This is a genomic window from Citrobacter sp. UYEF32, from assembly GCF_040546205.1.
Classification (GTDB): domain Bacteria; phylum Pseudomonadota; class Gammaproteobacteria; order Enterobacterales; family Enterobacteriaceae; genus Phytobacter; species Phytobacter diazotrophicus.
Genome location: NZ_JBEPNI010000003.1, coordinates 538,901 through 565,034, shown reverse-complemented (window position 1 = coordinate 565,034; position 26,134 = coordinate 538,901). Strand labels below are relative to the sequence as shown.

Here is a 26,134-nt window from a genome sequence, read left to right as displayed (position 1 = left end):
AGCAATCTGTAACGAGATGAATCAAGCGTTGTTTAAAAAAACATCACATCAGTTGCGGTGGAGCGAAACGGCGGTTGCGCAGTACCGGTAGTTTTTCCCGCGTCTGCGATAAGCGCTGCTGCGTAATCTCCGCCATGATGAGCTGCGGGGCTTCTCCCGCTGCGGCAATAACCACCCCCTGAGGGTCGACCACCTGACTCAGGCCAATATTCTTATTGCCACATTCCCCTGACGCAACGATATAACAGGTCGTGTCCAGTGCTCGTGCAGCCAGCAACGTCGCCCAGTGCCGCTCTTTGAGCGGGCCCCGAACCCAGGCAGCAGGAAGCGCCAGAATGTCTGCCCCCTGTAGCGCCAACGACAATGCCAGCTCGGGGAAGCGCAGATCATAGCAGGTCATTAACCCAACCTTCATCCCGTCTACGTCAATTAATGGTGCGATTTCATGCCCCGCATCCACGCGAGCCGACTCTTGCATGTTAAATGCATCGTACAGATGAAGTTTTCCGTAATGGGCAATGATGTGCCCTTCGCGCAACGCCACCAGCGTATTGACCGCCCTGCCTGGCGCAGAAGGCACATGGAGGGTCAGTATGGTTGTCAGCTTGTTGTGGCGGCTCTCTTCCAGCAACAGGCTTAAAAAGCCGCCATCCAGCGTCTGAGCCGATTTCACAGACATATGAGGGTCGTTGTCATCTCGCGCCAGTAACGCCTCAGGAAGTACCAATAGCGACGCCTGCTGGCGTGCCGCTTGCGACATCAATGTTACACACGTCCGGGCATTCGTTTGCCAGTCCGGGGTAACCACAAATTGCCCTGCTGCAACAATCATCGTTTTCTCCTGATTCTGTCGCCATAGCCAGCCTTGCGCTTCGGCGCTACACTCACCACTCTAACAAATCAAATAGCAGGATTTCCCCGTGTTACAACTTCTTTTAGCTGTATTTATTGGTGGTGGTACTGGCAGCGTGGCGCGTTGGGCGCTCAGCATGAAATTTAACCCCGCCCATCACGCTATTCCCCTTGGGACTCTGACCGCGAACTTAGCCGGCGCGTTTATTATTGGCATGGGGCTGGCCTGGTTTAACCGCATGACCCATATCGACCCGATGTGGAAGGTGTTACTGACCACCGGTTTTTGCGGCGGTCTGACGACCTTTTCAACATTTTCGGCCGAAGTGGTGTTTTTACTGCAGGAAGGACGCTTTAGCTGGGCTTTGCTCAACGTGGCCGTTAATCTGCTCGGATCATTTGCGATGACGGCGCTCGCGTTCTGGTTGTTTTCCAGCGTGAATGCAAATTAAGGGCAAAAAAAACCCGCCTTAGAGGCGGGTTTTGAAATTCTGTCTTATTGCTAACTTAGATAGCCATTACGTTAGCAGCAGAAGGACCTTTGGCACCGTTAGTGATTTCGAACTCTACACGCTGACCTTCAGCCAGAGTTTTGAAACCATTGCTCTGGATTGCAGAGAAGTGTACGAACACGTCTTTGCTGCCATCTTCCGGAGTAATGAAACCGAATCCTTTGGATTCATTAAACCACTTAACGTTACCTTTAATCTTAGACATCAATATTACCTTTACATGAAAAACGACACAAATGCTGTGTCGAGTTACAGTACAACAATTGTGAAGACTTTTGTCCAGTCGTTATTCATCAAAAAGTGATAAATGTCGCTAAGTTTTTTCAAAGCTACCGTTTATTTGGGATCCGCATCAATGGTTAAGAATTAACCGCCCCAAAAATGCTACGTCCCGGAAACGAGACGCGGCATTTTAACGCTGGATTAGCGACGACGATGAAGCAATTCATACACCGCCGGGATCACAAACATCGACAATAACGGCGCGGTGACCATGCCGCCGATCATGGGCGCGGCAATACGACTCATCACCTCTGAACCGCTTCCCCCGCCCCACATTATCGGCAACAGGCCTGCCATAATGGTGGCAACAGTCATGACTTTGGGCCGCACGCGCAGCACCGCCCCTTCATGAATGGCCAGCCTTAACATCACCTGGCCGCCATCCGGATCGCGTTGGCGATACTTCTCCAGCGCATGATTGAGGTACAGCACCATTATCACGCCGAACTCTGCCGCCACTCCCGCCAGCGCAATAAAGCCGACGGCGCCCGCCACGGACAAATTGTATCCCAATAGCCACAACAACCAGACGCCGCCAATCAGCGAGAACGGCAACGTTCCCATGATCAATAACGCGTCGGAAATGCGCTTAAAGGTGATAAACAGCAGGACAAAAATAATCATCAGCGTGACGGGTAAAACGACTTTCAATTTCGCCGTCGCCCGCTCCAGATACTCAAACTGACCGGACCAGGAGAGCGTAACCCCCTGCGGCAATTTCACCTGTTCAGCAACCCGTTGCTGCATATCGTCCACGGCTGATTTAAGGTCGCGACCACGCAAATCGACATAGATCCAGTTCGACAGGCGCGCATTCTCACTTTTCAGCATCGGTGGGCCCTCTTTCACCACAATATCCGCCAGTTCGCCCAGCGCGATCTGACTGCCGTTTTCAGTGATCACCGGCAGCGCACGAAGATCGTCGACGTTATCGCGGATTTCACGCGGATAGCGAATATTGATCGGGAAACGCTCACGCCCCTGCAAAACCTCGCCGACGTTTTCCCCGCCCACCAGAGTTGAGACCAGCGATTGCAACTCTTTGACCGAAACGCCGTAGCGTGCGGCCTGTTGGCGGTTGATATTGATATCCACATAGCGCCCGCCCGCCAGTCGTTCTGCCAGCGCCGACGTCACGCCAGGCACGGTTTTCACGACCTGCTCAATGTGCTGGGCCACTCGCTCGATATCGGCAATGTTATTACCGTTCACCTTTATTCCCACGGGGCTTTTGATCCCGGTCGCCAGCATATCCAGTCGGTTACGAATCGGCGGCACCCAGACATTGGCAATCCCCGGCAGGCTAACCGTTTTATCGAGCTCCTCGACCAGTTTTTCCGGCGTCATGCCTGGACGCCACTGTTCGCGAGGTTTAAAGCGAATGGTGCTCTCAATCATGGTTAAGGGTGCGGGGTCTGTTGCGCTCTCTGCCCTGCCCGCTTTACCGAAGACGCTTTCCACTTCCGGAACAGTTTTGATCAGTCGGTCCGTCTGCTGTAACAGTCTCGCCGCTTCCCGGGCCGAAATCCCCGGTAGTGTCGACGGCATATAGAGCAGGTCCCCCTCATTCAACGGTGGCATAAATTCGCTGCCCAGGCGACTGAGCGGCCAGAGCGTGGCAAGCAGTAACAACAAAGCAACACCAATGGTCGCTTTCGGCCAGTTCAGTACCCGGTCCAGCAGCGGCTCATAGAGACGAATAAGAAAACGGTTAATGGGGTTGGTTTTTTCATCCGGGATCTTTCCACGAATAAATAGTGCCATCAGCACCGGCACCAGAGTGATACCCAGGCCAGCCGCCACGGCCATTGACCAGGTTTTTGTAAACGCCAGCGGCGAGAACATTCGCCCTTCCTGCGCCTCCAGCGAAAACACCGGAATAAACGACAGGGTGATGATAAGCAGGCTGCAAAATAGCGCGGGACCAACTTCCACAGCAGACTGTTCCGACAAACGCCAGTAATCCGCCGCCACCAGTTTGCGTCCGGGGTTATCGTGCCGCCACTGCTCCATCACTTTGTGCATGTTTTCAATCATGACTATCGCGGCATCCACCATCGCGCCAATGGCGATGGCAATCCCGCCCAGTGACATGATATTGGCGTTAATGCCTTGATAATGCATAACAATAAACGCACCAAGAATGCCAAGCGGCAAGGATACAATCGCCACCAGCGCCGAGCGGAAATGAAACAGGAAGAGCGTACAAACCAGCGCCACCACAATAAACTCTTCAATAAGTTTATGGGTCAGGGTCTCTACCGCATGCTCAATCAGGGTAGAGCGATCATATACAGGAACGATTTCCACCCCTGCAGGCAGGGTCTTCTGCACCGCCTGTAGCTTTGCTTTTACCGCATGAATGGTTTCAAGCGCATTTTTGCCATAGCGCATCACAATGATGCCGCCCGCCACCTCCCCTTCACCGTTATACTCCGCAACCCCACGGCGCAGCTCCGGTCCAAGCCGCACGCTGGCCACATCTGAGAGCATAACCGGCACGCCCTCGCGGCTGGTAATGACGATATGGCGGAAGTCCTCCAGCGTCTGCAGATAACCGGTGGTGCGCACCATAAATTCGGCCTCGCCCATCTCCAGCAGCGCACCGCTACTCTCCTGGTTCGCCGACTGAACGGCGGTGATTAACTGCGCATGGGTGATATTCAACGCCCGCATACGAGCCGGATCCGGTACGATTTGGTACTGGCGAACCATCCCGCCGACGCTGGCCACCTCCGCCACGTTGGGTACGGTTTTCAGCTCAAATTTCAGCGTCCAGTCCTGCAATGCGCGCAGATCGGCAAGGTTATGTTTCCCTGTGCGATCAACCAGCGCGTACTCGTAGATCCACCCCACCCCGGTGGCATCCGGTCCCAGCGCCACGTTAACCCCGGCAGGCAGTGACGTCTGGATCTGGCTTAAATTCTCCAGCACCCGCGAACGCGCCCAGTACAGATCGGTATCATCATCAAACAGTACGTAAACGTAGGCGTCGCCAAACATCGAGTAACCGCGTACCGTTTTGGCACCCGGCACGGATAGCATTGCCGTTGTGAGCGGCCAGGTAACCTGGTTTTCGATGATCTGTGGTGCTTTGCCCGGATAGCTGGCACGAATAATCACCTGCACATCCGATAGATCCGGTAAGGCATCAAGCGGCGCACGCTGCACCGACCATATGCCCCACCCCGTCAATACCAGCGCGGCAAGCAGGATCAGCAGTCGGTTACGCAAAGAGGCGCGAATAATGGCGGCTATCATTTCATCGCCTCCGTCGCTGGCATCAGGTGGGTGATCACCGCGCCGTTTTCATCATCAAGGGTAAAACTGAACATCACGCGGTCGCCGGGTTTGAGGGTGGCAACCGGCGTTTTGAGTGTGAAATCCATCGTCATCGCCCCCCAATTCAGCGCTGGAATGGGTTGATGCGCCAGCGTGATGCTGCCCGCATCAATGGCTTTGATCACCCCGGTGGTTTCGTACTCTTGCGTCTGTTTCTGGTCGGGAACCGCACTCTGCGCCGTGTCTCCCGGTAAGGCGCTGCGTAAGCTGGCTTCGGAGTCAATCAGGAACTGCCCGGAAGTGACCACGCTGTCCCCCTCTTTAAGACCGGAGAGTACCTCCGTCCAGCCTTGCGATGTTCTGCCTGTCGTCACCTTCACCGCCTGGAAGTGCCCCTCGCCAGAGGCGAGCAAGACCCTGGTTGCCACCCCGGTTTCAATCAACGCCTCTTCCGGGATCGCCAGTACCGCAGGCTGCTGCGACGTTTCCGGCTGCGTCACCGTCAGGAACATGCCGGGTTTCAGTTTTTGCTGTGGGTTATCCAGCACGATGCGCGCTTTTAATGTGCGCGTGGTGGTTTCCAGTTGTGGCAGTAGCTCGCTCACCCGGCCATGAAATTGCTCGCCCGGCCAGCTTGAGGAGCGCGCGATGATCTCGCTGCCTGCACTCAGGGTTTGTGCCTGACTTTGCGGGTAATCCACCACCAGCCAGACGGGATCAAGGCTGGCAAGTTCAAATAGCGTTTGTGCCTGAGCAACCTGCGCCCCTTCCCGTGAATCCAGTTTCACGACATAACCCGCGCGATCGGCGCGCAGCGTCAGGCGAGTTTGCGGTTTGCCGCTGCGCTCTACCGCCAGAATTGTCGCTTCTGGCATAAACTGCAACGCCAGTCGGTCACGCGCCGCACGTGTCAACGCACCGTCACCTAGCTGACGTACTGCCAGATACTCCTGCTGCGCCGTCGTCCATTGCGGGATCCATAATTGCGCCAGCGGCTCGCCTTTTTTCACCCACTGCTGAGGCGCACGAACAAACAGTTTTTCTACTACGCCATTGGCGGGAGCAGAGATTGTCTGGATGCTGCGCTCATCGGTTGTCACCGTCGCAAAAGCAGAAAAAGCGGGAGCCAGTACGCGCTTCTCAACACTCGCCGTGGTCATCCCCAGGTTTTGCTGCTGACGCGCACTTACGCTGACACCATTGTCGGTTGGCCCTTCATCCGCATAACGCGGCACCAGCGGCATATCCATAAAAGGCGATTTCCCCGGTTTATCGAAGCGCTGCCCCGGCACCATGGGGTCGTACCAGTAGAGGACTTTTCGTTCCGCGTTAGCACTGGCGTGGTCGTGGGTGTCTGCTGTCGGCGCGACCTGTTGTCGGCCTGCGACATAGCCCGCCGCCGCCGCCACGCAGGCGGCAATCAGAATCGCTAAGACTGTTTTTTTCATTGCGCCAGCTCCTGAGGAATCAACCAATGGATGGCGGCCCATGTCCGTGCCATCTCTTTTTCTGCCTGATAAACCGCCAGTTCGCTGTCAAGAACCGTGCGGCGCGCATCCAGCAATTCCGGCAACTGTGTCTGCCCGGCGCGATACTGCGCCGCCATCAGCGAGGCGCGTTTGCGTACCAGCGGTAAGACGTCGTCGCGCTGGCGCATCCACAGCGCCTGGGCGGCGTTGTACTCAGCAATCAAGGTGCGAACCTGCGCCACATGTTCGCGTTCGGTCTGTGCCAGTTGATCGTTGGCCTGCATTGAGCGGGAGATATCCGCCGCATGGTCTTTGTCCTGACGCTGTGATTTGAAAAGGGGAAGGTCGACGGTAAACATCACCCCGGCCATGTCTTCATATCCTTCGGCGCGACGGCCATACCAGACTTCCACTTCCACATCCGGGATGGCGGCAACAGCGGACTCGGCAGAGCGGGCCTTCGCACTGTTAGCTTCGCTGGCGGCGGCAATCATTTCCGGATGCAGTGCGACGCCGTGTTCCAGTGTTTGCTCGTCGGCAGGCAGGCGTTCATAGCGAGGTAAGTCACCAGCGATAGTGGTAACGGGCTGTCCGGTTAGTTGGGTCAGGCGAGTCCGGGCCACCTGCACGTCACGTTCCGCAAGGGTGACTTTGTCGCGCATCGCACTCAGGCCAATCTGGAAAGCAAGCACGCTATCAGGTGCCGCGTTACCCGCACTGACGCTGGCTTTTTGCGCCCCCTGCTGTGCGGTCGTTTCCGCCAGCAATTTGCGCGCGGTTTGCAGGGCGCGTGTGGAGAGCGCGAGATCCAGCCACGCCTGCGCCGCATCGCGTTGCAAATTCGCACGCGCCACCGAGGATTTCGCGTTCACGCTTTGCGCCTGTGCCAGCAGCGTGTCCGCTTTGCGATCGCGTTTTTCGGCACTGACGTATTGCTGCATCACGCCGATGCGCTGCATGGTCATGCCTTCACGGGTAAAACGGCGTGCGTTACTGCCCTGTACAGGCAGGTTATCAATACCGAATTTCAGCTTCGGGTCGGGAAGTTGACGGGCCGAATCTGCCATTGCATCCAGCGCCCGCGCTTCATTGCGGTTAGCGGATAATTCGGCAGAGTAGCGTTCTGCAGCGGCGAGGGTCTGCGTGAGCGTCAGTGGCTCCGCCGAAGCGGCGGAGCACACCAGGCCCAGCAACACCCCGCCGAGCGCCAGGCTCAGGGAGTATCGTTTCATCCTGCCCCCGTTATTCTTGCGGCGTCAGAGAAACGATCTGGTAACCGTTCGCGTTCTGCACAAACGCGAAGTCAACCTTTTCGCCCACAGCCAACTGCGATGGCGCAGCTTCCGACAGATCAAACTGCATGGTCATCGGCGGCCAGTTGAGATCAGGGATGGCTTTATGAGCGATAGAAACGGACTGCGGCGTGATTTTTTTGATAACGCCCTGGGCGTGGTAAACATGCGCCTGCATGGCGGTGTGCTGCGCCATGTCGTGATTCATGTCGTGGTTCATGGCGTGCGCTTGCACGGCGGAAAAAGAGAGTACAGCCAGCACGCCTGTCAGCGCGCGAAAAATAGAAGAACGCATAGTAAAACTCCTGTTAATCGAAAATTAATTAAAATTCAACGAATTAACAGTTTTCTACTCGCGAAACCGGCAAAAACGGATGGTTGCCGGCGGCCCTGCTGCGGGAGGTGTGAGCGACCAGCCCTCACGGACGGTATCAACACAAAGGGGTTTGGCGATGACCAGTGTCATGCTGACAGGTAGCGCGACTGGCGTCTGATGACCGCTGTCTTTTTGCGCCACATCTGGTACGCAATGCTTGTCGCACAGAGGCGATTTCATTTGATGGGCAGGCGGCTGCATCGCATTATCGGTCATCATATGATCGTAATGCTGTGTCATTACCGTTTCGCCCTGCACATCCAGGTCGCAATCATGCGAGGCTATGGCCACCTGACTCTGGATCAATAGCCAGCCGAACGCGATCAACAGCATCGTCAGATGCCGCCTCATTACGCGTAAACGACTAATCCAGCCAGTGTGCATAATAACCTGTCAATCAATACGGGAACCGGGAGCGAGTATAGGCGCCGATATTTTTCTTTTTAAAGCTTTTTTTGATTAATTTACGTGGCTTATTCATTCGCAACCAAAGAAACTAATTTTATTAACTTTTTATTTTCTTTTTAGATCCCATTACGCCCATTGTTTTTTGACGACCTTCCGCAACGGTATTTTTGTCATTTTGCGGAAAATAAGCAAAAATGCGCGATAATATACGCAAAACGAATCTTCCTTGATTTTAATCATCTACTCATTAGCGGTTATTCGGCACATTGCGTTTCTTCCTTTTCCGGTAGTCATTTTTCATGTTCTTTACGCTGGGATCCAGAACATTATGTTAACGTTTATTGAACTTCTGATTGGCGTCGTGGTAATCGTGGGTGTCGCACGCTATATCATCAAAGGTTACTCTGCCACCGGCGTGCTGTTTGTCGGCGGGCTGGCGTTATTAATCGTCAGTGCGCTGATGGGGCATAAAGTCCTGCCGGGCAGTGCTACCAGCACGGGTTACACCGCAACAGACATCGTTGAATACATCAAAATCTTGCTGATGAGCCGCGGTGGCGACCTGGGCATGATGATTATGATGCTGTGTGGGTTTGCCGCCTATATGACCCATATCGGTGCCAACGATATGGTCGTGAAGCTCGCCTCCCGCCCACTGCGTTTTATTAACTCGCCCTATTTATTAATGATTGCCGCCTATTTCGTTGCTTGCCTGATGTCCCTGGCGGTCTCCTCGGCCACTGGCCTTGGCGTGTTATTAATGGCAACGCTTTTCCCCGTGATGGTGAACGTGGGGATAAGCCGCGGGGCTGCCGCTGCTATTTGTGCCTCTCCGGCCGCGATTATTTTATCTCCTACCTCCGGGGATGTCGTTTTAGCCGCGAAAGCCGCTGAAATGCCGCTCATCGACTTCGCGTTTAAAACGACGCTGCCGATCTCCATCGCTGCCATTATCTTTATGGCCATCGCCCACTATTTCTGGCAGCGCTATCTGGATAAAAAAGAGAACATCACCGCAGAGATGCTGGATGTGAAAGACATCACCACTACCGCCCCATCTTTTTATGCCATTCTGCCGTTTACGCCGATCATCGGCGTGCTGATTTTCGACGGTAAATGGGGTCCGGAACTGCATATCATCACAATTCTGGTGATCTGCATGCTGCTCGCCGCAGTGCTGGAGTTTTTCCGCGGTTTCAATACACAGAACGTCTTTTCCGGCCTGGAAGTAGCCTATCGCGGCATGGCAGATGCGTTTGCTGGCGTGGTAATGCTGTTAGTTGCCGCCGGTGTCTTCGCGCAGGGTCTCAGCACGATTGGCTTTATCCAGAGTCTTATCTCCATTGCCACCTCGTTTGGTTCCGCAAGTATCATTCTGATGCTGGTACTGGTCATTCTCACCATGCTGGCGGCGATGACGACGGGCTCTGGTAACGCGCCGTTCTACGCGTTTGTCGAGATGATCCCGAAACTGGCACATGAGTCAGGCATCAACCCGGCGTACCTTTCTATTCCGATGCTGCAGGCCTCTAACCTTGGCCGTACCATTTCACCGGTATCCGGCGTGGTGGTTGCTGTAGCAGGTATGGCCAATATCTCTCCGTTTGAAGTGGTTAAACGGACATCCGTACCGGTCATTGTGGGTCTGATTGTGGTGATCGTGGCAACAGAGATCCTGGTTCCCGGCGCTGCCGTGCACTAACGGTTTGTCCTGCCATAACGCAAAAAGCGCCCCTCCGGCGCTTTTTGTGCTTTAATAACCTACGGAAATTATTTAAACACAATCATCAGGATCAGAAATGTTCAGAAAGGGACTCGTCGCCAGTCTGGGTGTCGCCATGGCGATGCTGTCGCTCACCCCCGTCCACGCTGCCCCACTCGAGCCCAAACAGTACGGTGACTTTGACCGCTACGTGCTGGCACTTTCGTGGCAAACCGGCTTTTGCCAGAGTCAGCATGACCGCGGAGGGCGCGAGCCGGAGGAATGCCGACTGCAAAAAGAGCTACCGCAAAAAATCGATTTTCTGACCGTTCACGGCCTGTGGCCAGGCCTGCCGAAATCTATTGCCGCCCGCGGCGTGGATGAAAAGCGCTGGATGCGATATGGCTGCGCCACGCGACCTGTTCCCAATATGCCGGAGGCGAAAATCAGCCAGAAATGTTCTGCTGCCGAAACCGGGATGTCACTGGAGGTGGCGAATAAGCTCAACACGGTTATGCCCGGCGCAGGTGGCACATCTTGTCTCGAACGTTACGAATACGCCAAACACGGCGTTTGCTTCGGCTTCGACCCGGATGCTTTATTCGGGACGATGGTGCGTCTGAATCAGGAAGTGAAACGCAGTGCTTTGGGGCTTTTTCTGGCGAACAATTACGGTAAACACGTCAGCCGTAGCGATTTTGACGCCGCCGTTGCTAAGGCCTGGGGCGATAACAGTGTTAAAGCGGTAAAACTGACCTGTAACGGTAATCCGGCGTATCTTACCGAAATGCAAATCGCCATTGATGCGCGGGCGATCAACGAGCCACTTTCCGCGAAATCCCTGCTGGCGCAACCGCATCCGGGTAACTGCGGGAACGACTTTATTATCGACAGCGTCGGTTATTAATCTTCCCCTCTTTCCGCTTAAACACATAAACCCGGCAAATGTGAGCTAAGTCACTTCAAAGTTGCGTGCAGTCTCAGTATCATCCGAAGAGTTAAACCCTCGCTGCCAGACGGCGAGGGTTTTTCTTTGGATCAATCTGGCGGGATTTCGCCTCATGACATGGAGTAATAGATGTCCAGACCTGCAATTATCATCAATGAACTTGACGCTGAGCGCATTGACCGTCTGCTGGAGCAACCCGCTCATGCCAGTCTGCCGGTCGCGAAGGTGCTGAATGACGAACTGGATCGCGCGCAGATGTGCGCCCCCGAAGCGATGCCAGCCAACGTGGTTACCATGAACAGCACGGTAAAATTCCGTGAGCTTAAAAGTGGCGATATCCGCACACGTACCCTTGTATACCCGGCGCAAATGACCGATAGCGCGACGCAACTGTCCGTGATGGCTCCGGTCGGTGCGGCATTACTGGGCTTGCGCGTCGGCGATAGCATCCACTGGGAACTACCCGGCGGTGCGACGACCGATCTCGAAGTGCTGGAGTTAATCTACCAGCCGGAAGCCGCTGGCGAATATCTGCGCTAAGCACGCCATACGCTGTTAAGAGGATGCAGACCGCATCCTCTTTCCCTTCCCCCGCTCACCCGAATGTCGCATTTCGTTGTCCCGCTCAGGCTTCTATTGTGGTAAGAGGTTTTTGCCCTGGGTTCGCATATGAGCGAAACATGGATTATCGCCCTTATCTTTTTGATCGTGGCGGCGATTATCGTCGCGGCCGTGCTTTATCTCGAACGACACTGGTAACGCCCGGTTTACCGGAAAATCCTCATTTCTACGAAAACTCCAGCTCAAATAAATAATTGCCAGCGACGTAGCAGAATCATTCTGTGATTCCTGCTCAAATACCAGTGACATAATCTACAGGGAGACACGTTTATGTATCAGACAATCATTATGCCGGTAGATGTTTTCGAAATGGAGTTAAGCGACAAAGCCGTGCGCCACGCCGAGTTCCTTGCTCAGGACACGGGCGTCATTCATTTACTGCACGTTCTGCCTGCTTCTTCCAGCCTCAGCCTGCACCGATTCGCTGCCGATATTCGTCGTTTTGAAGAACACTTGCAGCATGAAGCGCAAACCCGGCTGACCACGATGACAAGCCACTTTTCAATCAGCCCCGAACGTATCCACACCCATGTCCGTCTGGGAAGCGTACGCGATGTGGTCAATGAAATGGCCGAAGAGTTACATGCGGACATGGTGGTGATTGGTTCACGCAACCCTTCTATCACTACGCATTTGCTGGGGTCGAACGCTTCGAGCGTAGTTCGCCATGCACATATTCCGGTGCTGGTAGTACGGTAAAAAAAAGAGGCTGCCTCAGGCAGCCTCTTGATTATTGCAGGTATTGTCCCTTCGTTCTTCGGGTTGCCTGCGCGTTAGCGTTATGCAACTCGAATGCGTTGGGATGTCTTACTTTCTTCTTATGCACGCTTAGTGCGGATCAGGTAGTCGAATGCGCTCAGAGAGGCTTTCGCACCTTCGCCAGTGGCGATAATAATTTGCTTGTACGGCACCGTGGTGCAGTCACCCGCCGCGAACACACCTTTGACGCTGGTTTCACATTTCGCATCAATGATAATTTCGCCCATACGGTTGCGCTCAATGGCACCTTCCAGCCAGGTAGTATTCGGCAGTAAACCAATCTGCACGAAGATACCGGCCAGCGCGATATGATGCACATCGCCGCTCACGCGATCGCGGTACTCCAGCCCCGTCAGTTTGCTGCCATCGCCTTTCACTTCGGTAGTTTGCGCATTCAAGATGATGTCGACATTACCGAGGCTACGCACTTTATCCTGCAGCACCTGGTCAGCTTTCATTTCGGGCGCAAACTCCAGCAGGGTGACATGTTCTACAATGCCCGCAAGATCGATAGCGGCTTCCACACCTGAGTTACCGCCGCCGATGACCGCAACACGTTTACCTTTAAACAGCGGGCCATCGCAGTGCGGGCAGTAGGTCACACCTTTAGTACGATACTGTTCTTCGCCCGGCACGTTCATGTTGCGCCATTTTGCCCCGGTCGCAATGATGATACTGCGTGCTTTCAGTACGGCACCGGATGCGGTTTCAATCTGATGCAAACCACCTTCCACGGCAGCCGGGGTCAGTTTGGTCGCACTTTGCGAATCAATCACATCAACGTCGTATTCCGACACGTGGGCTTTCAGTGCGCCCGCCAGTTTTTGACCTTCGGTCTTCGGCACGGAGATGTAGTTTTCGATGTCCACGGTGTCCAGCACCTGACCACCAAAACGCTCACCCATCAGCCCGGTACGGATACCCTTACGTGCGGAGTAAACTGCTGCCGCCGCACCAGACGGGCCGGAACCGACAATCAGCACATCATACGCGTCACGCTTGTTCAGCTCTTCTGCGGCACGTTTTTCCGCGCCGGTATCAATTTTGGCCACGATTTCAGCAAGCGTCATACGCCCCTGACCAAACTCTTTACCATTGACGAAGACAGCCGGAACGCCCATCACATTACGGTCAGTGATTTCATTCTGGTAGGTGCCGCCATCAATCGCCGTATGTTTAATGCGCGGGTTCAACACTGCCATCAGGTTAAGCGCCTGTACGACATCCGGGCAGTTATGGCAGGTCAGTGAGTAATAGGTTTCAAATTCAAAATCACCGTCGATATCGCGAATTTGTTCGAGTAGAGACTGCGCTTCTTTCGACGGGTGACCACCGGTCCACAACAGTGCCAGAACCAGTGAGGTAAATTCGTGACCCAGCGGCGAGCCTGCAAAGCGCGGCCCCTGGTTTGAACCTGGGTTGGTAATAAGGAACGACGGTTTGCGCACTGCCAGCGTGTTGTCTTCTTTGAAAGAAACTTTATCTGACAGTTCAGCAATTTCAGCCAACAGTTCCTTGATCTCTGCCGATCTGGCGCTGTCATCCAGCGTGGCAATCAGCTCAACAGGTTTAGTCAGTTTCTCAAGGTAAGCCTTGAGCTGCGTTTTCATGTTTGTGTCGAGCATTTTTAATCTCCTGGGCTTAAAACATCATCATGCAAGCTGCCTTATTACGACGGCTCCAATGCAACTTGAATCATGGTGCGCGGGATAAAAATCGGGTGCAGAACTGCACCCGATTTCAGACGTAATTTCCGAGTATTTCACGTCAGAGCAAGGCGGCTAGCCTGAGAGTTCCCGGGAGCTTACAGCAGTAAATGACCGGGGCGAGCAGGTGAAGCCAACGCCGCTATGGCGCGAAAGACGACGGAAATTTCAATTCACAAGGCTTTCGTGTTACAGAAAGGCGGCAAGCTTATGAATCCCCGGGAGCTTACAAAAGTAAGTGACCGGGGTGATTAAGCGCAGCCAACGCATCTGTAGCGCGAAAGACGCCGTGAATTTTAGATTTTACCAACCAGATCCAGGGACGGAGCCAGCGTCGCGTCGCCTTCTTTCCACTTAGCCGGGCATACTTCGCCTGGGTGGGAAGCAACATACTGTGCTGCTTTGATTTTACGCAGCAGGTCAGATGCGTCGCGGCCGATACCTTCAGCGGTAACTTCGATAGCCTGGATGATACCCTGCGGGTCAACGATGAAGGTACCACGGTCAGCCAGACCTTCGTCTTCACGCATGATTTCAAAGTTACGGGTCAGGGCGCCAGTCGGGTCGCCGATCATCGCATATTTGATTTTAGCGATGGTGTCAGAGCTGCTGTGCCATGCTTTGTGCGTGAAGTGGGTGTCGGTAGAAACAGAGTAAACGTCTACGCCCAGTTTCTGCAGTTCTTCATAATGGTCAGCAACGTCACCCAGTTCCGTCGGGCATACGAAAGTGAAGTCAGCCGGGTAGAAGAAGAAGACGCTCCAGCGGCCTTCGGTATCTTTCTCAGTAACTTCTACGAACTCACCGTTTTTGAACGCCTGGTTTTTAAAAGGTTTGATTTTGGTGTTAATTAAAGACATCTATACTTCCTCCGTGTTTTCGTTGAGGTGTAAGTTAACGATTTTTTTCCGATTCGGCTAATGCGTTTGCATTATCAAATCAATAAGCGTTAGCTAACAACCCGCACAAAACTGCTTAATGTACCGAACATGAACGTGCATAAGGTCGACGGGGATCCCATCGGTAAAAACAAAAAAGCCACCTCACGGGTGGCTTTAGACCTGAAATACCCGTGGGTGCTTCAGCGCCAGTCATACTGGCATCGTGTTGCGCGACAAGATAAAAGTTATCGCACAGACAGTGGGGATTACAACACTCTCGCTGTCACATAACAATGCACGGGCTCCAGATACTGCCTATGGTTGTAATAGGTTTTACCGTCGTTAAATTCATCTCATTGTTACTTAAGGTTTTTTATGCTTAAACGTCTACTCGCCCTTTCTCTTTTGCCTTTCTATGTTCAGGCAGAAGAGCTGCCTGCGCCCGTACAAGCCATTGAAAAACAAGGTATCACTATTATTAAATCCTTCGATGCGCCGGGTGGTATGAAAGGCTATCTGGGGAAATATCAGGATATGGGCGTCACCATTTATGTTACGCCAGACGGCAAACAGGCGATTTCTGGCTATATGTATGACGCCGCTGGCACCAATCTGAGTGAGAAAATGATTCAGGATGAGATCTACTCACCGGCAGGTCGGGCGCTTTGGCAGCAGATGGAAAAATCAACCTGGATCCTTGATGGCAAAAAGGACGCACCGCGTGTGATCTACGTTTTTGCCGATCCTTTCTGCCCGTACTGCAGCCGGTTCTGGCAACAGTCACGTCCCTGGGTTGAGGCCGGTAAAGTACAAATCCGCACATTATTGGTTGGGGTCATCAAACCCGAAAGTCCGGCGGCGGCGGCAGCCATTTTGGGCGATAGCGACCCGGCCAAAAAATGGCATGACTATGAGCAATCTCTCGGGAAAATGACGCTGGATTTACCCAAAACCATTCCCCCGACAATCATGAATGTACTAAAAAGTAATCAAACATTAATGGACGAATTGGGGGCAAATGCCACTCCGGCCATTTACTACATGAATAAAGACAATGTGCTGCAGCAGGAAGTTGGACTCCCTGATGAAGAAAAATTGAAGCTGATTTTTGGCGAGTAAGAGCAAAAAAACAAAATAATGGCAAAATGTGAGCCGGAGAAAAACATCAGCGAAAGTTATGATTATTTCTCCGGAACTCTTTTTTTGTTACCAATAATAAACACCTGTAGCAAAACAGCGAACAAATAAACAAAATCACAAACGTAATGAATATAAATACCCCAAAACATTTAAAATAATTATATCATTGAAATCTATAGAAAATTAAAGATTAACTCTTTGTTTAATTTCATTATCATTCCCAGCCTAAGTAGGTAATCGCCTGGGATTAATTGACGGTGAAAATTGACAAAAAAATTCTGGAACAGGATGTTCTGGACGCCAGCATGGAAAGAATTAAATGGACACTGGAAAACTTTCAGAGAGTATGCGTCTCTTTTTCGGGTGGAAAAGATTCCAGCATCATGCTCAATCTGACGGCGCAACTGGCACGTCAGCTAAAAAAGAAAATCAACATCTTATTTATCGACTGGGAGGCTCAGTTTAGCTATACCATCGAGTATGTTGAACGTATGCGCGCTGAATACAGCGATATTACAGAGCGCTTCTTCTGGATTGCCTTGCCACTGACTACACAAAATGGTTTATCGCAATTTTCCCCCACCTGGCAATGCTGGCAACCCGGCGTTGAATGGGTACGGCAACCTCCTGAACATGCGATAACGGATCCTGCCGAGCTGCCTTTTTATCAACACGGCATGACCTTTGAATCGTTTGTCAGTGAGTTTGCCGACTGGTTTGCCAATCATCGCCCGGCAGCCATGATGATTGGTATTCGCGCTGACGAATCTTACAACCGCTTTATGGCTATCGCGTCGGCACGCAAAATGCGTTTCGCCGATGATAAACCCTGGACTACCGCTGCCCCACGCGGGCATGCCTGGTACATTTACCCAATTTATGACTGGAAAATAGCCGATATCTGGACCTGGTTTGGTAAGACCCAAACGCCTTATAACCCATTATATGATTTGATGTATCAGGCAGGCGTGCCCACGCGCTATATGCGTATTTGTGAACCTTTCGGCCCTGAGCAACGCCAGGGACTGTGGCTCTATCACGTTATTGAACCTGAGCGCTGGGCACTCATGTGCGAGCGGGTCAGCGGCGTCAGCAGCGGCGGGATTTATGCCGGTCAGGACAACCTTTTCTATGGTCACCGAAAACTCACTAAACCTGCGCATTTGAGCTGGCGGGAATATGTCCTTTTCTTGCTCGACAGCATGCCGGAGCAATCTGCGGAGCATTATCGCAACAAAATTGCCGTCTATTTGCGTTGGTTTGAAAAACAGGGCCTGCCACTCATCCCCGATAGTCAGCCCGGGGATGTTGGCGCAAAAGATATACCTTCCTGGCGCCGCATCTGCAAAGTGCTGCTCAATAACGATTACTGGTGCAGGGCACTCTCTTTTAGCCCCACCAAAACAAGCAACTACAAGCGGTATCACGAACGAATCAAAAACAAACGTAAGGAGTGGGGAATTCTATGCAACAGCGATTAATCAGCGAAATTGAAGTATTTCTCGGCGCATTACCTGAGGAAGAACGGATTGAAGCTATCAATGATTTTCGTCGTACTCTCCACGCATTAAGCCCGTTTCGCGATCAGCCTGTCGATTGCGTTTTATGGGTGAAGAACGACCACATTTCCCCAAATGACTACAACCCTAACAATGTTGCACCGCCGGAGAAACGGTTGTTACTGAAATCGCTGGAGGCCGACGGTTTCACCCAACCCATCGTGGTGCAGGAAGACAAACCTCATCACTTCGAAATTGTCGATGGTTTTCACCGCCACGAACTGGGCAAAAGTCGGGCGGCGCTAAAAAGTAAACTTAAAGGCTATCTCCCGATTACTTGCCTGAACAGCGACAGAGCCAGCAAGTCCGATCGTATGGCGGCCACCATCCGGCATAACCGGGCACGTGGTCGCCATCAAATCAATGAGATGTCGGAAATTGTTCGTGAGCTCTCACGGATAGGCTGGACAGAAGAGCAGATTGGCCAGGAGCTGGGAATGGACAGCGATGAAGTGCTGCGCCTGAAACAGATTAACGGCCTGACAGAACTCTTTGCAGGCCGTCGATTCTCGCGCGCGTGGACGGTTAAATAGCGTCGGTTATAGCTTGCATAACCGTTCAGCGGCTGCCAGCAGCGTCGATTCCTGCTTTGCAAAACACAGGCGAATCAGCTTATGCGGGAAGGGGTCGGCGCAGAAAACCGACAGCGGAATAGCCGCCACCCCAACTTCTTTTGTCAGCCACTGGCAAAAATTCACATCATCAAGATCGGAAATGGCGCTGTAATCGGCAAGCAAAAAGTAAGTGCCTTCGCACGGCAGGATCTCCAGCCGACTGCTGCTGAGCGCATTGACCAGCACATCGCGACGAGCCTGATAAAACGCAGGCAACTGGCGATAATGTTCCGGCTCGCTTCGCAGCATATCCGCCAGTGCCAGTTGCGCAGGCGTATTGACCGAGAAGGTCAGGTATTGATGCACCTTACGCAGCTCGGCGCTAATGGCAGCCGGTGCCACACAGTACCCCACCTTCCAGCCGGTCATATGGAAGGTTTTACCAAACGAAGAAACGGCAATCGCCCGCTGACGCAGTTGCGGGTGCGCCAGCACGCTGGCATGGCCCGCTTCGGCAAAGCAAATATGTTCGTAGACTTCATCGCTCAGCACATAGATTTCTTTCTCGCCAATCGCCTGCCATAACGCCGCGAAATCCTCTTTACGCCACACCGTAGCGGACGGGTTATGCGGCGTATTAAGGATAACCAAACGGGTTTTATCGCTCAGCAGTGCAGCGAATGCCTGCCAGTCCACGCGAAAATGCGGCGGTTGCAGGGCAATACGTTTTAGCACACCACCAGACAACTCCACCGCCGGGGCGTAGCTGTCATAACTGGGATCAAAGCAGATGACTTCATCGCCTTTACGCACCAGCGCGGTGATCGCTGCATACAGGGCCTCGGTCGCCCCTGCCGTCACTGTGATATCGCTGCTCGCGTCCGGTTTGTAGCCATACAGTTCTTCGGTTTTATCTGCAATGGCCTCGCGCAACGCCTGCACCCCGGTCATTGGCGCGTACTGATTCGCCCCTTGTGCCACGTGGTAAGCCAGCCGCTCTTGCAAGTAGCGTGGACCATCAAAATCCGGGAATCCCTGGGACAGGTTGATGGCCTTATACTGCTGCGCCAGCGTACTCATTTGCGTGAAAATAGTGGTGCCTAAAGCGGGAAGTTTACTTTGGGGAATCAGTGCGTTATCGCTCATGGTTGCGTGCCTGCTTGTAATACTGATGTTGCTGCCACTATAACACGATGTTAGTATTTGGCAATCAAGACGCTTAGACGTCTAAACCATAAGATTATTCCTGCCGACGCGCAACCAGGAAGACTATGACAAACAACCTGCAACTCCATGAGCTCGTTAACGCCTGTCACTGGATAGGCCAGAAAGGCTGGTCCCCTGCCACCGGCGGCAATATGTCGGTGCGTGAAGATGCACAATGGTGCTGGCTGAGCGAATCCGGTAAAGACAAAGGCAGCCTGACGACAGCGGACTTCCTGCAAGTGTCGATCGCCGATAACCATGCGCCGTCGGGGCGTAAGCCGTCAGCGGAAACGGGCCTGCACACGCTGATTTACCGCCTGTTCCCGAATGCGAATGCGGTGCTACATGTCCATACGGTGAATGCCACCGTACTGTCACGCGTTGAGCGTGCCCCTGAATTGCTCATCAGCGGCTTCGAAATGCAAAAATCCCTGCGCGGGCAAACCACCCATCTTGATACCGTGCCGATTGCAATTTTCGATAACGCCCAGGATATTGATGCCCTCGCCCGCCATATTGAACATTACGCGCAAGAACGCCCCTTGAACTATGGCTTTTTGCTGCGTGGTCACGGTCTGACCTGCTGGGGGCGCGATGTGGCTGAAGCGCGTCGCCATCTGGAAGGGCTGGAATTTTTATTTGAATGCGAAATGCAGCGCCGTCTGCTGGAGAAATAATGATCCGCGCGATAGTTACCGACATAGAAGGTACCACCAGCGATATTCGCTTTGTGCACAACGTATTATTTCCCTATGCCCGCGAACGTCTGCCGGCTTTTCTGAACGCGCAGCAGTATATCGAGCCGGTAAAAACCATTCTCGATAACCTGCGTGAAGAGATAGCCCAGCCGGAGGCAACCACCGCCGATCTGCTTGATACGCTTGTGCAGTTTATGGATGAGGACCGTAAATCCACGCCACTGAAAGCGCTACAGGGCATTATCTGGCGTGATGGCTACGTCAATGGCGACTTCACCGGTCATCTTTACCCGGACGTGTTGCCCGCGCTGGAAAAATGGAAAGCCAAAGGTATTGATCTTTATGTTTATTCCTCTGGCTCAGTGGCAGCGCAAAAACTGTTATTTGGCTACAGCGACGAAGGTGATATTACTCATCTGTTCAGCGGCTACTTCGACACCCTGGTAGGGGCAAAGCGCGAGGTTCAGTCCTATCGCAATATCGCTGAACAACTTGGCGTGCCGCCGGGGCAGATCCTGTTCCTCTCTGATATCCATCAGGAGCTGGACGCCGCAGCGCAGGCCGGTTTACGAACCATACAACTGATTCGCGGCGACCATGACGCGGCGAGCCATCATCACCAGGTTCCCTCTTTCGACCATATTAAGCCGGAGCAGATCCCCTCATGAGCGCACTGACGATTTATTCTGACAAAGACGCCAGCAAGCCTGTCTGGCAAAGCACCGACGCCGCCGGGATTCAGCAAAAGCTGAACGCCAAAGGCGTCCGTTTTGAACGTTGGGAAGCCGACCGTGACCTGGGCGCAGATCCATCACCGGAGACGGTGATCGTCGCCTACCAGCACGCGATCGACAAACTCGTTGCTGAGAAGGGCTACCAGAGCTGGGATGTGATCAGCCTGCGTGCCGATAATCCGCAAAAAGAGGCGCTACGCGCAAAATTCCTCAACGAACACACCCACGGCGAAGACGAAGTACGTTTCTTCGTGGAAGGCGCCGGGCTGTTCTGCCTGCATATTGGTGACGAGGTGTACCAGGTATTGTGCGAGAAGAACGACCTGATCTCCGTGCCCGCCGGTACCCCGCACTGGTTTGATATGGGTTCCGAGCCGAACTTTACCGCCATTCGCATTTTCGACAACCCGGAAGGCTGGATCGCACAGTTCACCGGCGATGCGATTGCGGAAAACTATCCGCGGCTGGCGTGAGTTCCCGCCCCCTTGTTGTGGCCCTGCATTCACGCGGGGCTTTTTTTGGCCCCTACCCATTCCTGTAGCCTGTCTTTTCTCCTGCTAAACCCGGCCTATACTTGCTCTTTTTGCGAATGCGATTCACAGGGAAGGAAGAATGAAGAAAATCATATTGATGCTCCTGGCGATGGTGCTGAGCGGTTGCGCCACCACGGTGCCAATGCCGAAAGAGGACACTCTCGACTACCTGCGGGTGACGGAAAATAATATTACGGTCATGTCAGACAAGTACGGCTATGTCTTTAAACGTGATAAGACCCGTGATGTTTATAACGACTACAAAGCCTTTTATGACGAGTTCGGGGATAAAAGCCCCGGTGTGGCGGTCTACTTTGTGGTGAAAGATAAAGATGTCACGGCGGAATATCGCGCGATTGTCGATGCGACACAGTTAACATCCGCCCAGAAGGACAGGCTCAAATATCATTATAACGCGCATGTGATGGAGTCCGGGAAAACGATGGTCGCCGTGTTTAAAGCCAAAGGCACTTATGATGGAAGCCTGCATTACTCTACCGCTGACGCGACCAGACTGGATCCTCCTGTGACGGTGACGATCACCGACAAAACCGAACAGAATGTGAGTTATATGGCGCCGTTGATGATCCCCATTTTCCCGCTGGTGATGATGTACGGTTGCGCGAAGGGACCCTGTGTTTAAGGGATTGCCCGCAGCGATACCGGCCCCCGGATGGCGGCGTAACCGCCCTATCCGGGCCACCGCTCGCTGAATCGGGCTTGCTCGTAGCCCGGCTAAGCGCAGCGCCAGCCGGGAAACGCCAGGCGCATCATTTCCGCGCCAGGATCCTCGCTCTCGCCTGGGTAAAGAACACAGGCAACAGCACTTCAAGCATAAACAATACCAGGCTTATCTTTTGGTTATCCTCACCCGGACGCCAATTCCCGAGGATGGCCGAGAGCACAAAAAATACCACGCCCGCTGTCAGCATCGCCATGCCATACAGACGATTGGCCCGATACCACAGCTCGTCATCATTGCGCGTTCGCGCGGTTCTTATCCCATACCAGCGGTTCGGTTTCACCTTCTGCAAAAGCAGCGGAATGGCAATAGCCATTAATATCAGACTGGTGATACTCAGCCAGATAAAATTCATATCCATCAGCGACTCTCCCTTTAAACGCCTATATCCCCGAAAAAGGGATATTCACTGTCATGATGGATGGTAGAGGAAAATTAACGGACGAATAAGAGTAACGTCATATTTTGATTAACTTTAGAGGGAGATGTAACAGCTTGCTGCTGGTCATGCCACGGCCCAACACCGTAGGATTCCTCCCCTGACCTTACGGCCTCGAGAATGGATGCGTGAAATATCCCCTGTATTTATTATTACTGACCTTACCGGCACTGGCGGCACGTGCGGACGACGCCGTCAAACTTAACTGCCCGCCCCGTGGGGCCATCACCGTCTCCTTTTTTGATTACTATCTCATCACCATGAAATGGGGCGATCACTTCCAGGTCGCCTCGGGCAAATTGCAAAGCCACACCAAAGCCGGAGTGCCATTCTGGACCACCACCTTTGGCAATGGCGACGATCTGGCCTATTTTCCCAACTCCCATCAGTACTATCTGTTTTATGCGGGTTCGCGCGATCCTGTGCAATGTTCGGAACAGGAAAGCTACGTCTATCCGGTCATTACTCCGCCGCGTTATGAAAACAATATCGTCAGCAGCAAAAAAAGTGCGCCGCAGACGCCAAACAGTGAAATTGATAATTCTCAGGTGATTTTGCCGGGTTCCGGCGCACAGGGATAACCCCTCTCCGGACAGAGAGGGGCAGCTTGCTGATTAACGAAGTTGTTTTTGCGTATGCCACAGCGCGGCAACGCTCAGGAACACGGTAACCATCAGGTAGAAGCCCGGTGCGAAGTGGCTGCCGGTTGCGCTGATAAGCAGCGTACAGATAAATGGCGCAAACCCGCCGAATACCGTGACGGCGATGTTGTAACTGATGGACATCCCACTGGCCCGGGTCGATACCGGGAAAATATCCGCCATCACCGACGGAATGGTCGAGAAGTAGATGGATTTCAACAGCGCCATCCATCCCACCAGCAGTGAAAGCGACAGGGGCGTGACATTCAGGCTGGTCAGCCAGAATGCGGGCAGCAGCGTAAACGCCAGCAGGCCCAACGCGGTCCATAGCAGACGCTCACGCCCGACACGCTCCGCCAGCAGGCCACCTATCGGCGTCACCACGGTAAGAATCACCCCGGCCAGCAAGGTCGCGCTGTAGGCGGATGACGCGGGCAGGCCAAGACTTTTGGTCGCCCAGGTCGGCACATAATTGAGCATGTAGTTAATTGCCGTGGAGACCACCATCAGACCAATCGCCAGCGCCAACAGGCGTTTTTGCGAACCCAGCAGTTGCTTCACCGGATGACGCGGCTTCTCGATCTCAACATACGCTTCAGGCTCGTGCACATGGCGACGGATCCACAGTCCAACCGGGCCAATCAGCAGACCAAAGGCGAACGGCACGCGCCATCCCCAGTCCAGCAACTGCTCCGGCGTCAGCCAGTGAGCCAGCCCCAGACCAAATGCGGATGCCATCAGCGTACTGGCCCCCTGAGTGGCGAACTGCCAACTGGCGATAAAGGTCTTACGCTCCGGGAAGTGCTCCACCAGAAACGCCGTCGAACTACCAAACTCACCGCCTGCGGAGAAGCCCTGAATCAGGCGCGCCAGCAAAATCAGCAGCGGCGCGGCCACACCGAGGGTGGCATAACCGGGCATAAAGGTGATCATCGCCCCGCCCAGCATCATCAGGTTGATAGAGAGCAGCAGCGAGGCCTTACGACCGTGTTTATCGGCATAAGCGCCCAGCACCACCGCCCCCAGCGGGCGAATCAAAAAGGCGATACCAAAGCTACCGAAAGCGAGCAGCAGAGAGACCGTTGGATTAGTCGTCGGGAAAAAGACCTGAGCGATATAGCTGGCAAAGAAGCCGTACACTGCAATATCAAACCACTCCAGGGCATTACCAATACAGGTGGCAAAAAGCGTTTTCGCCAGGTTCGGGCGCACGCTGCCCTGCTCTGTCTCACGGGCGAGAGTTGTCATTTTGCACCTCCATTCTGATGCGCCTGATGGCTGGCAAGCAGTGCCGCTCCCCGCTCGCCCAAATCCCAGAACAGGCGGGTCATGATCGCCAGCCCCTCGCGGGCAATGGCAATCGGCAGGTGCTCGTCCGGCGCATGCTGGCCGCAGGCCGGGTACGAATGCGGCACCCACAGCGTTGGCAGGCCCAAAATACCAGCAAACACATCATTAGGCAGCGAGCCGCCGAGGTTCGGCAAAAGGGCCGGTTTCTTGCCGGTCGTCTCCGCCATCGCCCCAAGCGTCCAGTTCACCAGCGGATCGGTCGGATCAAAGCGCGTTGCAGGGGTGCCGCGCACTTCGCTGATGGCCACCATAGAAAAGCCGTGCGCGTCCAGATGCGCACGAACCGCCTGCTCCAGATGTTCCCAGTCGGTCCCCACCACAAAGCGCAACTGGCAGACTGCTGTCGCCTGCCCCGGGATCGCGTTCATGGGCTGTGCCGGATTCCCTGTCAGGAAAGAGAGCACTTCCAGGGTATTCCAGCCAAACAGTTTTTCTGCCGCCGACAATCCGGGCTCGCCCCAGTTCGGGTCGGTGATGGGATCGTTTTCGCCACGTGCCGGGGTGATATCCGCCAGAATGGCTTTCAGTTCCGGCGTTAAGGCGGGCGGTTTCAGCGCCGCAATCTGGATTTCGCCTTTACCATCCACCAGGCTCGCGATGGCGTTTGCCAGTTGCGTACCGGGGTTGCTCAGCAGCCCGCCCCAGTTGCCAGAGTGATAATCTTTGGCGCGCGCATTAATGGTCAGACGGAAGTTGGCGCAGCCACGTGAACCGAGGAATAGCGTCGGGCGCTCTGCACTCAGGCGCGGTCCATCAGAGGCGATAAACAGGTCTGCATTGATGCGTGCTTTAAGTTGTTCGCAGATGGCGGCCAGCCCTGGCGAACTCACCTCTTCACCCATTTCACACAGCCAGACGCAGTTAAACCCCAGCCGACCATTACGCGCGTGATAAACCTGCTCCAGTGCGGCGAGGTTAACCGAATGTTGACCTTTGTTGTCAGCCGTACCGCGTCCGTACCAGTTGCCATCACGCTCGACCAGCGTCCACGGCGAAAGCCCTTCGGCCCAGCGTGCATCGTCACCGAAGACCACATCGCCATGTCCGTAGCACATCACGGTGGGCAGCGTCGGGTCTTCTTCGCGGCTGGCGAGTAAAAATGGTCGGGCGGCATTGACCGGGTTAGCAATCACCTCGGTCGTAAAGCCCAATTCCTGAAAAGCGGGAATGAATACGTCGTTGTAATAGCGTGTGAGCGCGTCATCCCTGTCATTACGCTGGCTTTCGCTGGGGATTGCCACCCGGCTGGCAAGGATGCTTTTAAAATGGCCGCTGTCGAACCACGCCAGCGCCTGGTCGATGATCTGTTGTGTTGTCATGTTGTTTGCCCTGTCTGTCCCCGTCAAATGTCGAGCCGCAGTTGCGTGGCTGCAACGCGAATTTTTCAGGGTTCATTTGCTGCCGATGGCGCAATGAGATGTTGTTGTCTTTTTGTTCTAAACCAGAA

Annotated in this window: 27 protein-coding genes; 14 read left to right on the top strand and 13 right to left on the bottom strand. The window is 53.8% G+C overall.

Features of this window, described 5'->3' with window-relative positions:
* Positions 1 to 43: 43 nt before the first annotated feature.
* Positions 44 to 832, bottom strand: coding sequence for a deaminated glutathione amidase (locus tag ABIB59_RS10935; RefSeq protein ID WP_071193872.1), 789 nt, complete (start codon positions 830 to 832; stop codon positions 44 to 46).
* 88 nt (positions 833 to 920) lie between these two features.
* Here ABIB59_RS10935 and crcB point away from each other — a divergent pair, with 88 nt between their 5' ends.
* The gene (gene crcB / locus ABIB59_RS10930; protein ID WP_041852145.1) at positions 921 to 1,304 is read left to right on the top strand and encodes a fluoride efflux transporter CrcB; all 384 of its coding nucleotides are present in this window, start codon (positions 921 to 923) and stop codon (positions 1,302 to 1,304) included.
* Between the two features lie 55 nt (positions 1,305 to 1,359).
* On the opposite strand, the gene cspE is transcribed toward crcB, so the two are convergent.
* From cspE to ABIB59_RS10900, 6 genes are all read right to left on the bottom strand, one after another.
* Complete coding sequence (gene cspE / locus ABIB59_RS10925) at positions 1,360 to 1,569, bottom strand: transcription antiterminator/RNA stability regulator CspE (RefSeq protein ID WP_012542460.1); 210 nt, start codon at positions 1,567 to 1,569, stop codon at positions 1,360 to 1,362.
* 218 nt (positions 1,570 to 1,787) lie between these two features.
* Positions 1,788 to 4,907 carry an efflux RND transporter permease subunit gene (locus ABIB59_RS10920; RefSeq protein ID WP_354035404.1) on the bottom strand — a complete coding sequence of 1,040 codons (3,120 nt, stop codon included), beginning with the start codon at positions 4,905 to 4,907 and terminating at the stop codon, positions 1,788 to 1,790.
* Positions 4,904 to 6,376, bottom strand: coding sequence for an efflux RND transporter periplasmic adaptor subunit (locus tag ABIB59_RS10915; protein WP_354035402.1), 1,473 nt, complete (start codon positions 6,374 to 6,376; stop codon positions 4,904 to 4,906). The genes ABIB59_RS10920 and ABIB59_RS10915 overlap by 4 nt, the downstream gene beginning before the upstream one ends.
* Positions 6,373 to 7,629, bottom strand: a complete 1,257-nt coding sequence (locus ABIB59_RS10910; RefSeq protein WP_169039715.1) for a TolC family protein — start codon at positions 7,627 to 7,629, stop codon at positions 6,373 to 6,375. Before ABIB59_RS10910 ends, ABIB59_RS10915 begins: the two co-directional genes overlap by 4 nt.
* Before the next feature lie 10 nt (positions 7,630 to 7,639).
* On the bottom strand, positions 7,640 to 7,984 hold the full coding sequence (locus ABIB59_RS10905; RefSeq protein ID WP_107223631.1) for a copper-binding protein: 345 nt from the start codon (positions 7,982 to 7,984) through the stop codon (positions 7,640 to 7,642).
* A gap of 54 nt (positions 7,985 to 8,038) precedes the next feature.
* A complete protein-coding gene (locus ABIB59_RS10900; protein ID WP_296418547.1) occupies positions 8,039 to 8,449 on the bottom strand; it encodes a DUF2946 domain-containing protein in 411 nt (136 codons plus the stop codon).
* A gap of 352 nt (positions 8,450 to 8,801) precedes the next feature.
* Between ABIB59_RS10900 and dcuC the strand changes: the two genes are divergently transcribed.
* The 5 genes from dcuC to uspG all read left to right on the top strand — a co-directional run bounded on the left by dcuC (position 8,802) and on the right by uspG (position 12,444).
* A complete protein-coding gene (gene dcuC / locus ABIB59_RS10895; RefSeq protein WP_041852151.1) occupies positions 8,802 to 10,175 on the top strand; it encodes an anaerobic C4-dicarboxylate transporter DcuC in 1,374 nt (457 codons plus the stop codon).
* Between the two features lie 97 nt (positions 10,176 to 10,272).
* The gene (rna, locus tag ABIB59_RS10890) at positions 10,273 to 11,082 is read left to right on the top strand and encodes a ribonuclease I (RefSeq protein WP_110295811.1); all 810 of its coding nucleotides are present in this window, start codon (positions 10,273 to 10,275) and stop codon (positions 11,080 to 11,082) included.
* Between the two features lie 171 nt (positions 11,083 to 11,253).
* Entirely contained in the window at positions 11,254 to 11,664 is a 411-nt protein-coding gene (rnk, locus tag ABIB59_RS10885) for a nucleoside diphosphate kinase regulator (RefSeq protein ID WP_071193879.1), read from the top strand.
* A gap of 129 nt (positions 11,665 to 11,793) precedes the next feature.
* Positions 11,794 to 11,883 (top strand): small membrane protein YldA, encoded by a 90-nt coding sequence (yldA, locus tag ABIB59_RS10880; RefSeq protein ID WP_271851235.1) that lies wholly within the window; start codon positions 11,794 to 11,796, stop codon positions 11,881 to 11,883.
* A 132-nt stretch (positions 11,884 to 12,015) separates the two neighbouring features.
* Entirely contained in the window at positions 12,016 to 12,444 is a 429-nt protein-coding gene (gene uspG, locus ABIB59_RS10875) for a universal stress protein UspG (RefSeq protein ID WP_354035398.1), read from the top strand.
* A 119-nt stretch (positions 12,445 to 12,563) separates the two neighbouring features.
* On the opposite strand, the gene ahpF is transcribed toward uspG, so the two are convergent.
* Positions 12,564 to 14,129 (bottom strand): alkyl hydroperoxide reductase subunit F, encoded by a 1,566-nt coding sequence (gene ahpF / locus ABIB59_RS10870; protein ID WP_041852155.1) that lies wholly within the window; start codon positions 14,127 to 14,129, stop codon positions 12,564 to 12,566.
* Positions 14,130 to 14,506: 377 nt separating this feature from the next.
* Positions 14,507 to 15,070, bottom strand: a complete 564-nt coding sequence (gene ahpC, locus ABIB59_RS10865) for an alkyl hydroperoxide reductase subunit C (protein ID WP_041852156.1) — start codon at positions 15,068 to 15,070, stop codon at positions 14,507 to 14,509.
* A 396-nt stretch (positions 15,071 to 15,466) separates the two neighbouring features.
* Here ahpC and dsbG point away from each other — a divergent pair, with 396 nt between their 5' ends.
* From dsbG to ABIB59_RS10850, 3 genes are all read left to right on the top strand, one after another.
* Positions 15,467 to 16,210, top strand: a complete 744-nt coding sequence (gene dsbG / locus ABIB59_RS10860) for a thiol:disulfide interchange protein DsbG (RefSeq protein WP_041852158.1) — start codon at positions 15,467 to 15,469, stop codon at positions 16,208 to 16,210.
* A gap of 326 nt (positions 16,211 to 16,536) precedes the next feature.
* Positions 16,537 to 17,712, top strand: a complete 1,176-nt coding sequence (locus ABIB59_RS10855; RefSeq protein ID WP_103245941.1) for a phosphoadenosine phosphosulfate reductase — start codon at positions 16,537 to 16,539, stop codon at positions 17,710 to 17,712.
* Positions 17,697 to 18,323, top strand: a complete 627-nt coding sequence (locus ABIB59_RS10850) for an IbrB-like domain-containing protein (RefSeq protein ID WP_041852160.1) — start codon at positions 17,697 to 17,699, stop codon at positions 18,321 to 18,323. Before ABIB59_RS10855 ends, ABIB59_RS10850 begins: the two co-directional genes overlap by 16 nt.
* A 6-nt stretch (positions 18,324 to 18,329) precedes the next feature.
* On the opposite strand, the gene ABIB59_RS10845 is transcribed toward ABIB59_RS10850, so the two are convergent.
* Positions 18,330 to 19,490 (bottom strand): pyridoxal phosphate-dependent aminotransferase, encoded by a 1,161-nt coding sequence (locus tag ABIB59_RS10845; RefSeq protein ID WP_354035394.1) that lies wholly within the window; start codon positions 19,488 to 19,490, stop codon positions 18,330 to 18,332.
* A gap of 125 nt (positions 19,491 to 19,615) precedes the next feature.
* On the opposite strand from ABIB59_RS10845, the gene ABIB59_RS10840 reads away from it, so the two are divergent.
* From ABIB59_RS10840 to ABIB59_RS10825, 4 genes are all read left to right on the top strand, one after another.
* Positions 19,616 to 20,227: a methylthioribulose 1-phosphate dehydratase gene (locus ABIB59_RS10840; RefSeq protein ID WP_354035392.1), complete on the top strand. Its 612-nt coding sequence runs from the start codon at positions 19,616 to 19,618 to the stop codon at positions 20,225 to 20,227.
* Positions 20,227 to 20,916 carry an acireductone synthase gene (gene mtnC, locus ABIB59_RS10835; RefSeq protein WP_041852163.1) on the top strand — a complete coding sequence of 230 codons (690 nt, stop codon included), beginning with the start codon at positions 20,227 to 20,229 and terminating at the stop codon, positions 20,914 to 20,916. Before ABIB59_RS10840 ends, mtnC begins: the two co-directional genes overlap by 1 nt.
* Positions 20,913 to 21,455 carry a 1,2-dihydroxy-3-keto-5-methylthiopentene dioxygenase gene (locus ABIB59_RS10830; RefSeq protein WP_071193883.1) on the top strand — a complete coding sequence of 181 codons (543 nt, stop codon included), beginning with the start codon at positions 20,913 to 20,915 and terminating at the stop codon, positions 21,453 to 21,455. Before mtnC ends, ABIB59_RS10830 begins: the two co-directional genes overlap by 4 nt.
* 139 nt (positions 21,456 to 21,594) lie before the next feature.
* On the top strand, positions 21,595 to 22,158 hold the full coding sequence (locus ABIB59_RS10825; RefSeq protein ID WP_071193884.1) for a hypothetical protein: 564 nt from the start codon (positions 21,595 to 21,597) through the stop codon (positions 22,156 to 22,158).
* 127 nt (positions 22,159 to 22,285) lie between these two features.
* Here the strand turns inward: ABIB59_RS10825 and ABIB59_RS10820 are convergent, their stop codons facing one another.
* The gene (locus ABIB59_RS10820; protein ID WP_222555690.1) at positions 22,286 to 22,618 is read right to left on the bottom strand and encodes an SdpI family protein; all 333 of its coding nucleotides are present in this window, start codon (positions 22,616 to 22,618) and stop codon (positions 22,286 to 22,288) included.
* A 206-nt stretch (positions 22,619 to 22,824) separates the two neighbouring features.
* Here ABIB59_RS10820 and ABIB59_RS10815 point away from each other — a divergent pair, with 206 nt between their 5' ends.
* On the top strand, positions 22,825 to 23,277 hold the full coding sequence (locus tag ABIB59_RS10815) for a hypothetical protein (RefSeq protein WP_107223628.1): 453 nt from the start codon (positions 22,825 to 22,827) through the stop codon (positions 23,275 to 23,277).
* A gap of 33 nt (positions 23,278 to 23,310) precedes the next feature.
* On the opposite strand, the gene ABIB59_RS10810 is transcribed toward ABIB59_RS10815, so the two are convergent.
* Positions 23,311 to 24,585: an MFS transporter gene (locus ABIB59_RS10810; protein ID WP_354035389.1), complete on the bottom strand. Its 1,275-nt coding sequence runs from the start codon at positions 24,583 to 24,585 to the stop codon at positions 23,311 to 23,313.
* A complete protein-coding gene (locus ABIB59_RS10805) occupies positions 24,582 to 26,006 on the bottom strand; it encodes a M20 family metallopeptidase (RefSeq protein WP_354035387.1) in 1,425 nt (474 codons plus the stop codon). The genes ABIB59_RS10810 and ABIB59_RS10805 overlap by 4 nt, the downstream gene beginning before the upstream one ends.
* Between the last annotated feature and the right edge of the window lie 128 nt (positions 26,007 to 26,134).

Coding starts and splice junctions, on each gene's coding strand:
- ABIB59_RS10935 (WP_071193872.1), bottom strand. CDS start 832: ATGATTGTTGCAGCAGGGCAATTTGTGGTTACCCCGGACTGGCAAACG.
- cspE (WP_012542460.1), bottom strand. CDS start 1,569: ATGTCTAAGATTAAAGGTAACGTTAAGTGGTTTAATGAATCCAAAGGA.
- ABIB59_RS10920 (WP_354035404.1), bottom strand. CDS start 4,907: ATGATAGCCGCCATTATTCGCGCCTCTTTGCGTAACCGACTGCTGATC.
- ABIB59_RS10915 (WP_354035402.1), bottom strand. CDS start 6,376: ATGAAAAAAACAGTCTTAGCGATTCTGATTGCCGCCTGCGTGGCGGCG.
- ABIB59_RS10910 (WP_169039715.1), bottom strand. CDS start 7,629: ATGAAACGATACTCCCTGAGCCTGGCGCTCGGCGGGGTGTTGCTGGGC.
- ABIB59_RS10905 (WP_107223631.1), bottom strand. CDS start 7,984: ATGCGTTCTTCTATTTTTCGCGCGCTGACAGGCGTGCTGGCTGTACTC.
- ABIB59_RS10900 (WP_296418547.1), bottom strand. CDS start 8,449: ATGCACACTGGCTGGATTAGTCGTTTACGCGTAATGAGGCGGCATCTG.
- dcuC (WP_041852151.1), top strand. CDS start 8,802: ATGTTAACGTTTATTGAACTTCTGATTGGCGTCGTGGTAATCGTGGGT.
- rna (WP_110295811.1), top strand. CDS start 10,273: ATGTTCAGAAAGGGACTCGTCGCCAGTCTGGGTGTCGCCATGGCGATG.
- rnk (WP_071193879.1), top strand. CDS start 11,254: ATGTCCAGACCTGCAATTATCATCAATGAACTTGACGCTGAGCGCATT.
- yldA (WP_271851235.1), top strand. CDS start 11,794: ATGAGCGAAACATGGATTATCGCCCTTATCTTTTTGATCGTGGCGGCG.
- uspG (WP_354035398.1), top strand. CDS start 12,016: ATGTATCAGACAATCATTATGCCGGTAGATGTTTTCGAAATGGAGTTA.
- ahpF (WP_041852155.1), bottom strand. CDS start 14,129: ATGCTCGACACAAACATGAAAACGCAGCTCAAGGCTTACCTTGAGAAA.
- ahpC (WP_041852156.1), bottom strand. CDS start 15,070: ATGTCTTTAATTAACACCAAAATCAAACCTTTTAAAAACCAGGCGTTC.
- dsbG (WP_041852158.1), top strand. CDS start 15,467: ATGCTTAAACGTCTACTCGCCCTTTCTCTTTTGCCTTTCTATGTTCAG.
- ABIB59_RS10855 (WP_103245941.1), top strand. CDS start 16,537: ATGGAAAGAATTAAATGGACACTGGAAAACTTTCAGAGAGTATGCGTC.
- ABIB59_RS10850 (WP_041852160.1), top strand. CDS start 17,697: ATGCAACAGCGATTAATCAGCGAAATTGAAGTATTTCTCGGCGCATTA.
- ABIB59_RS10845 (WP_354035394.1), bottom strand. CDS start 19,490: ATGAGCGATAACGCACTGATTCCCCAAAGTAAACTTCCCGCTTTAGGC.
- ABIB59_RS10840 (WP_354035392.1), top strand. CDS start 19,616: ATGACAAACAACCTGCAACTCCATGAGCTCGTTAACGCCTGTCACTGG.
- mtnC (WP_041852163.1), top strand. CDS start 20,227: ATGATCCGCGCGATAGTTACCGACATAGAAGGTACCACCAGCGATATT.
- ABIB59_RS10830 (WP_071193883.1), top strand. CDS start 20,913: ATGAGCGCACTGACGATTTATTCTGACAAAGACGCCAGCAAGCCTGTC.
- ABIB59_RS10825 (WP_071193884.1), top strand. CDS start 21,595: ATGAAGAAAATCATATTGATGCTCCTGGCGATGGTGCTGAGCGGTTGC.
- ABIB59_RS10820 (WP_222555690.1), bottom strand. CDS start 22,618: ATGGATATGAATTTTATCTGGCTGAGTATCACCAGTCTGATATTAATG.
- ABIB59_RS10810 (WP_354035389.1), bottom strand. CDS start 24,585: ATGACAACTCTCGCCCGTGAGACAGAGCAGGGCAGCGTGCGCCCGAAC.
- ABIB59_RS10805 (WP_354035387.1), bottom strand. CDS start 26,006: ATGACAACACAACAGATCATCGACCAGGCGCTGGCGTGGTTCGACAGC.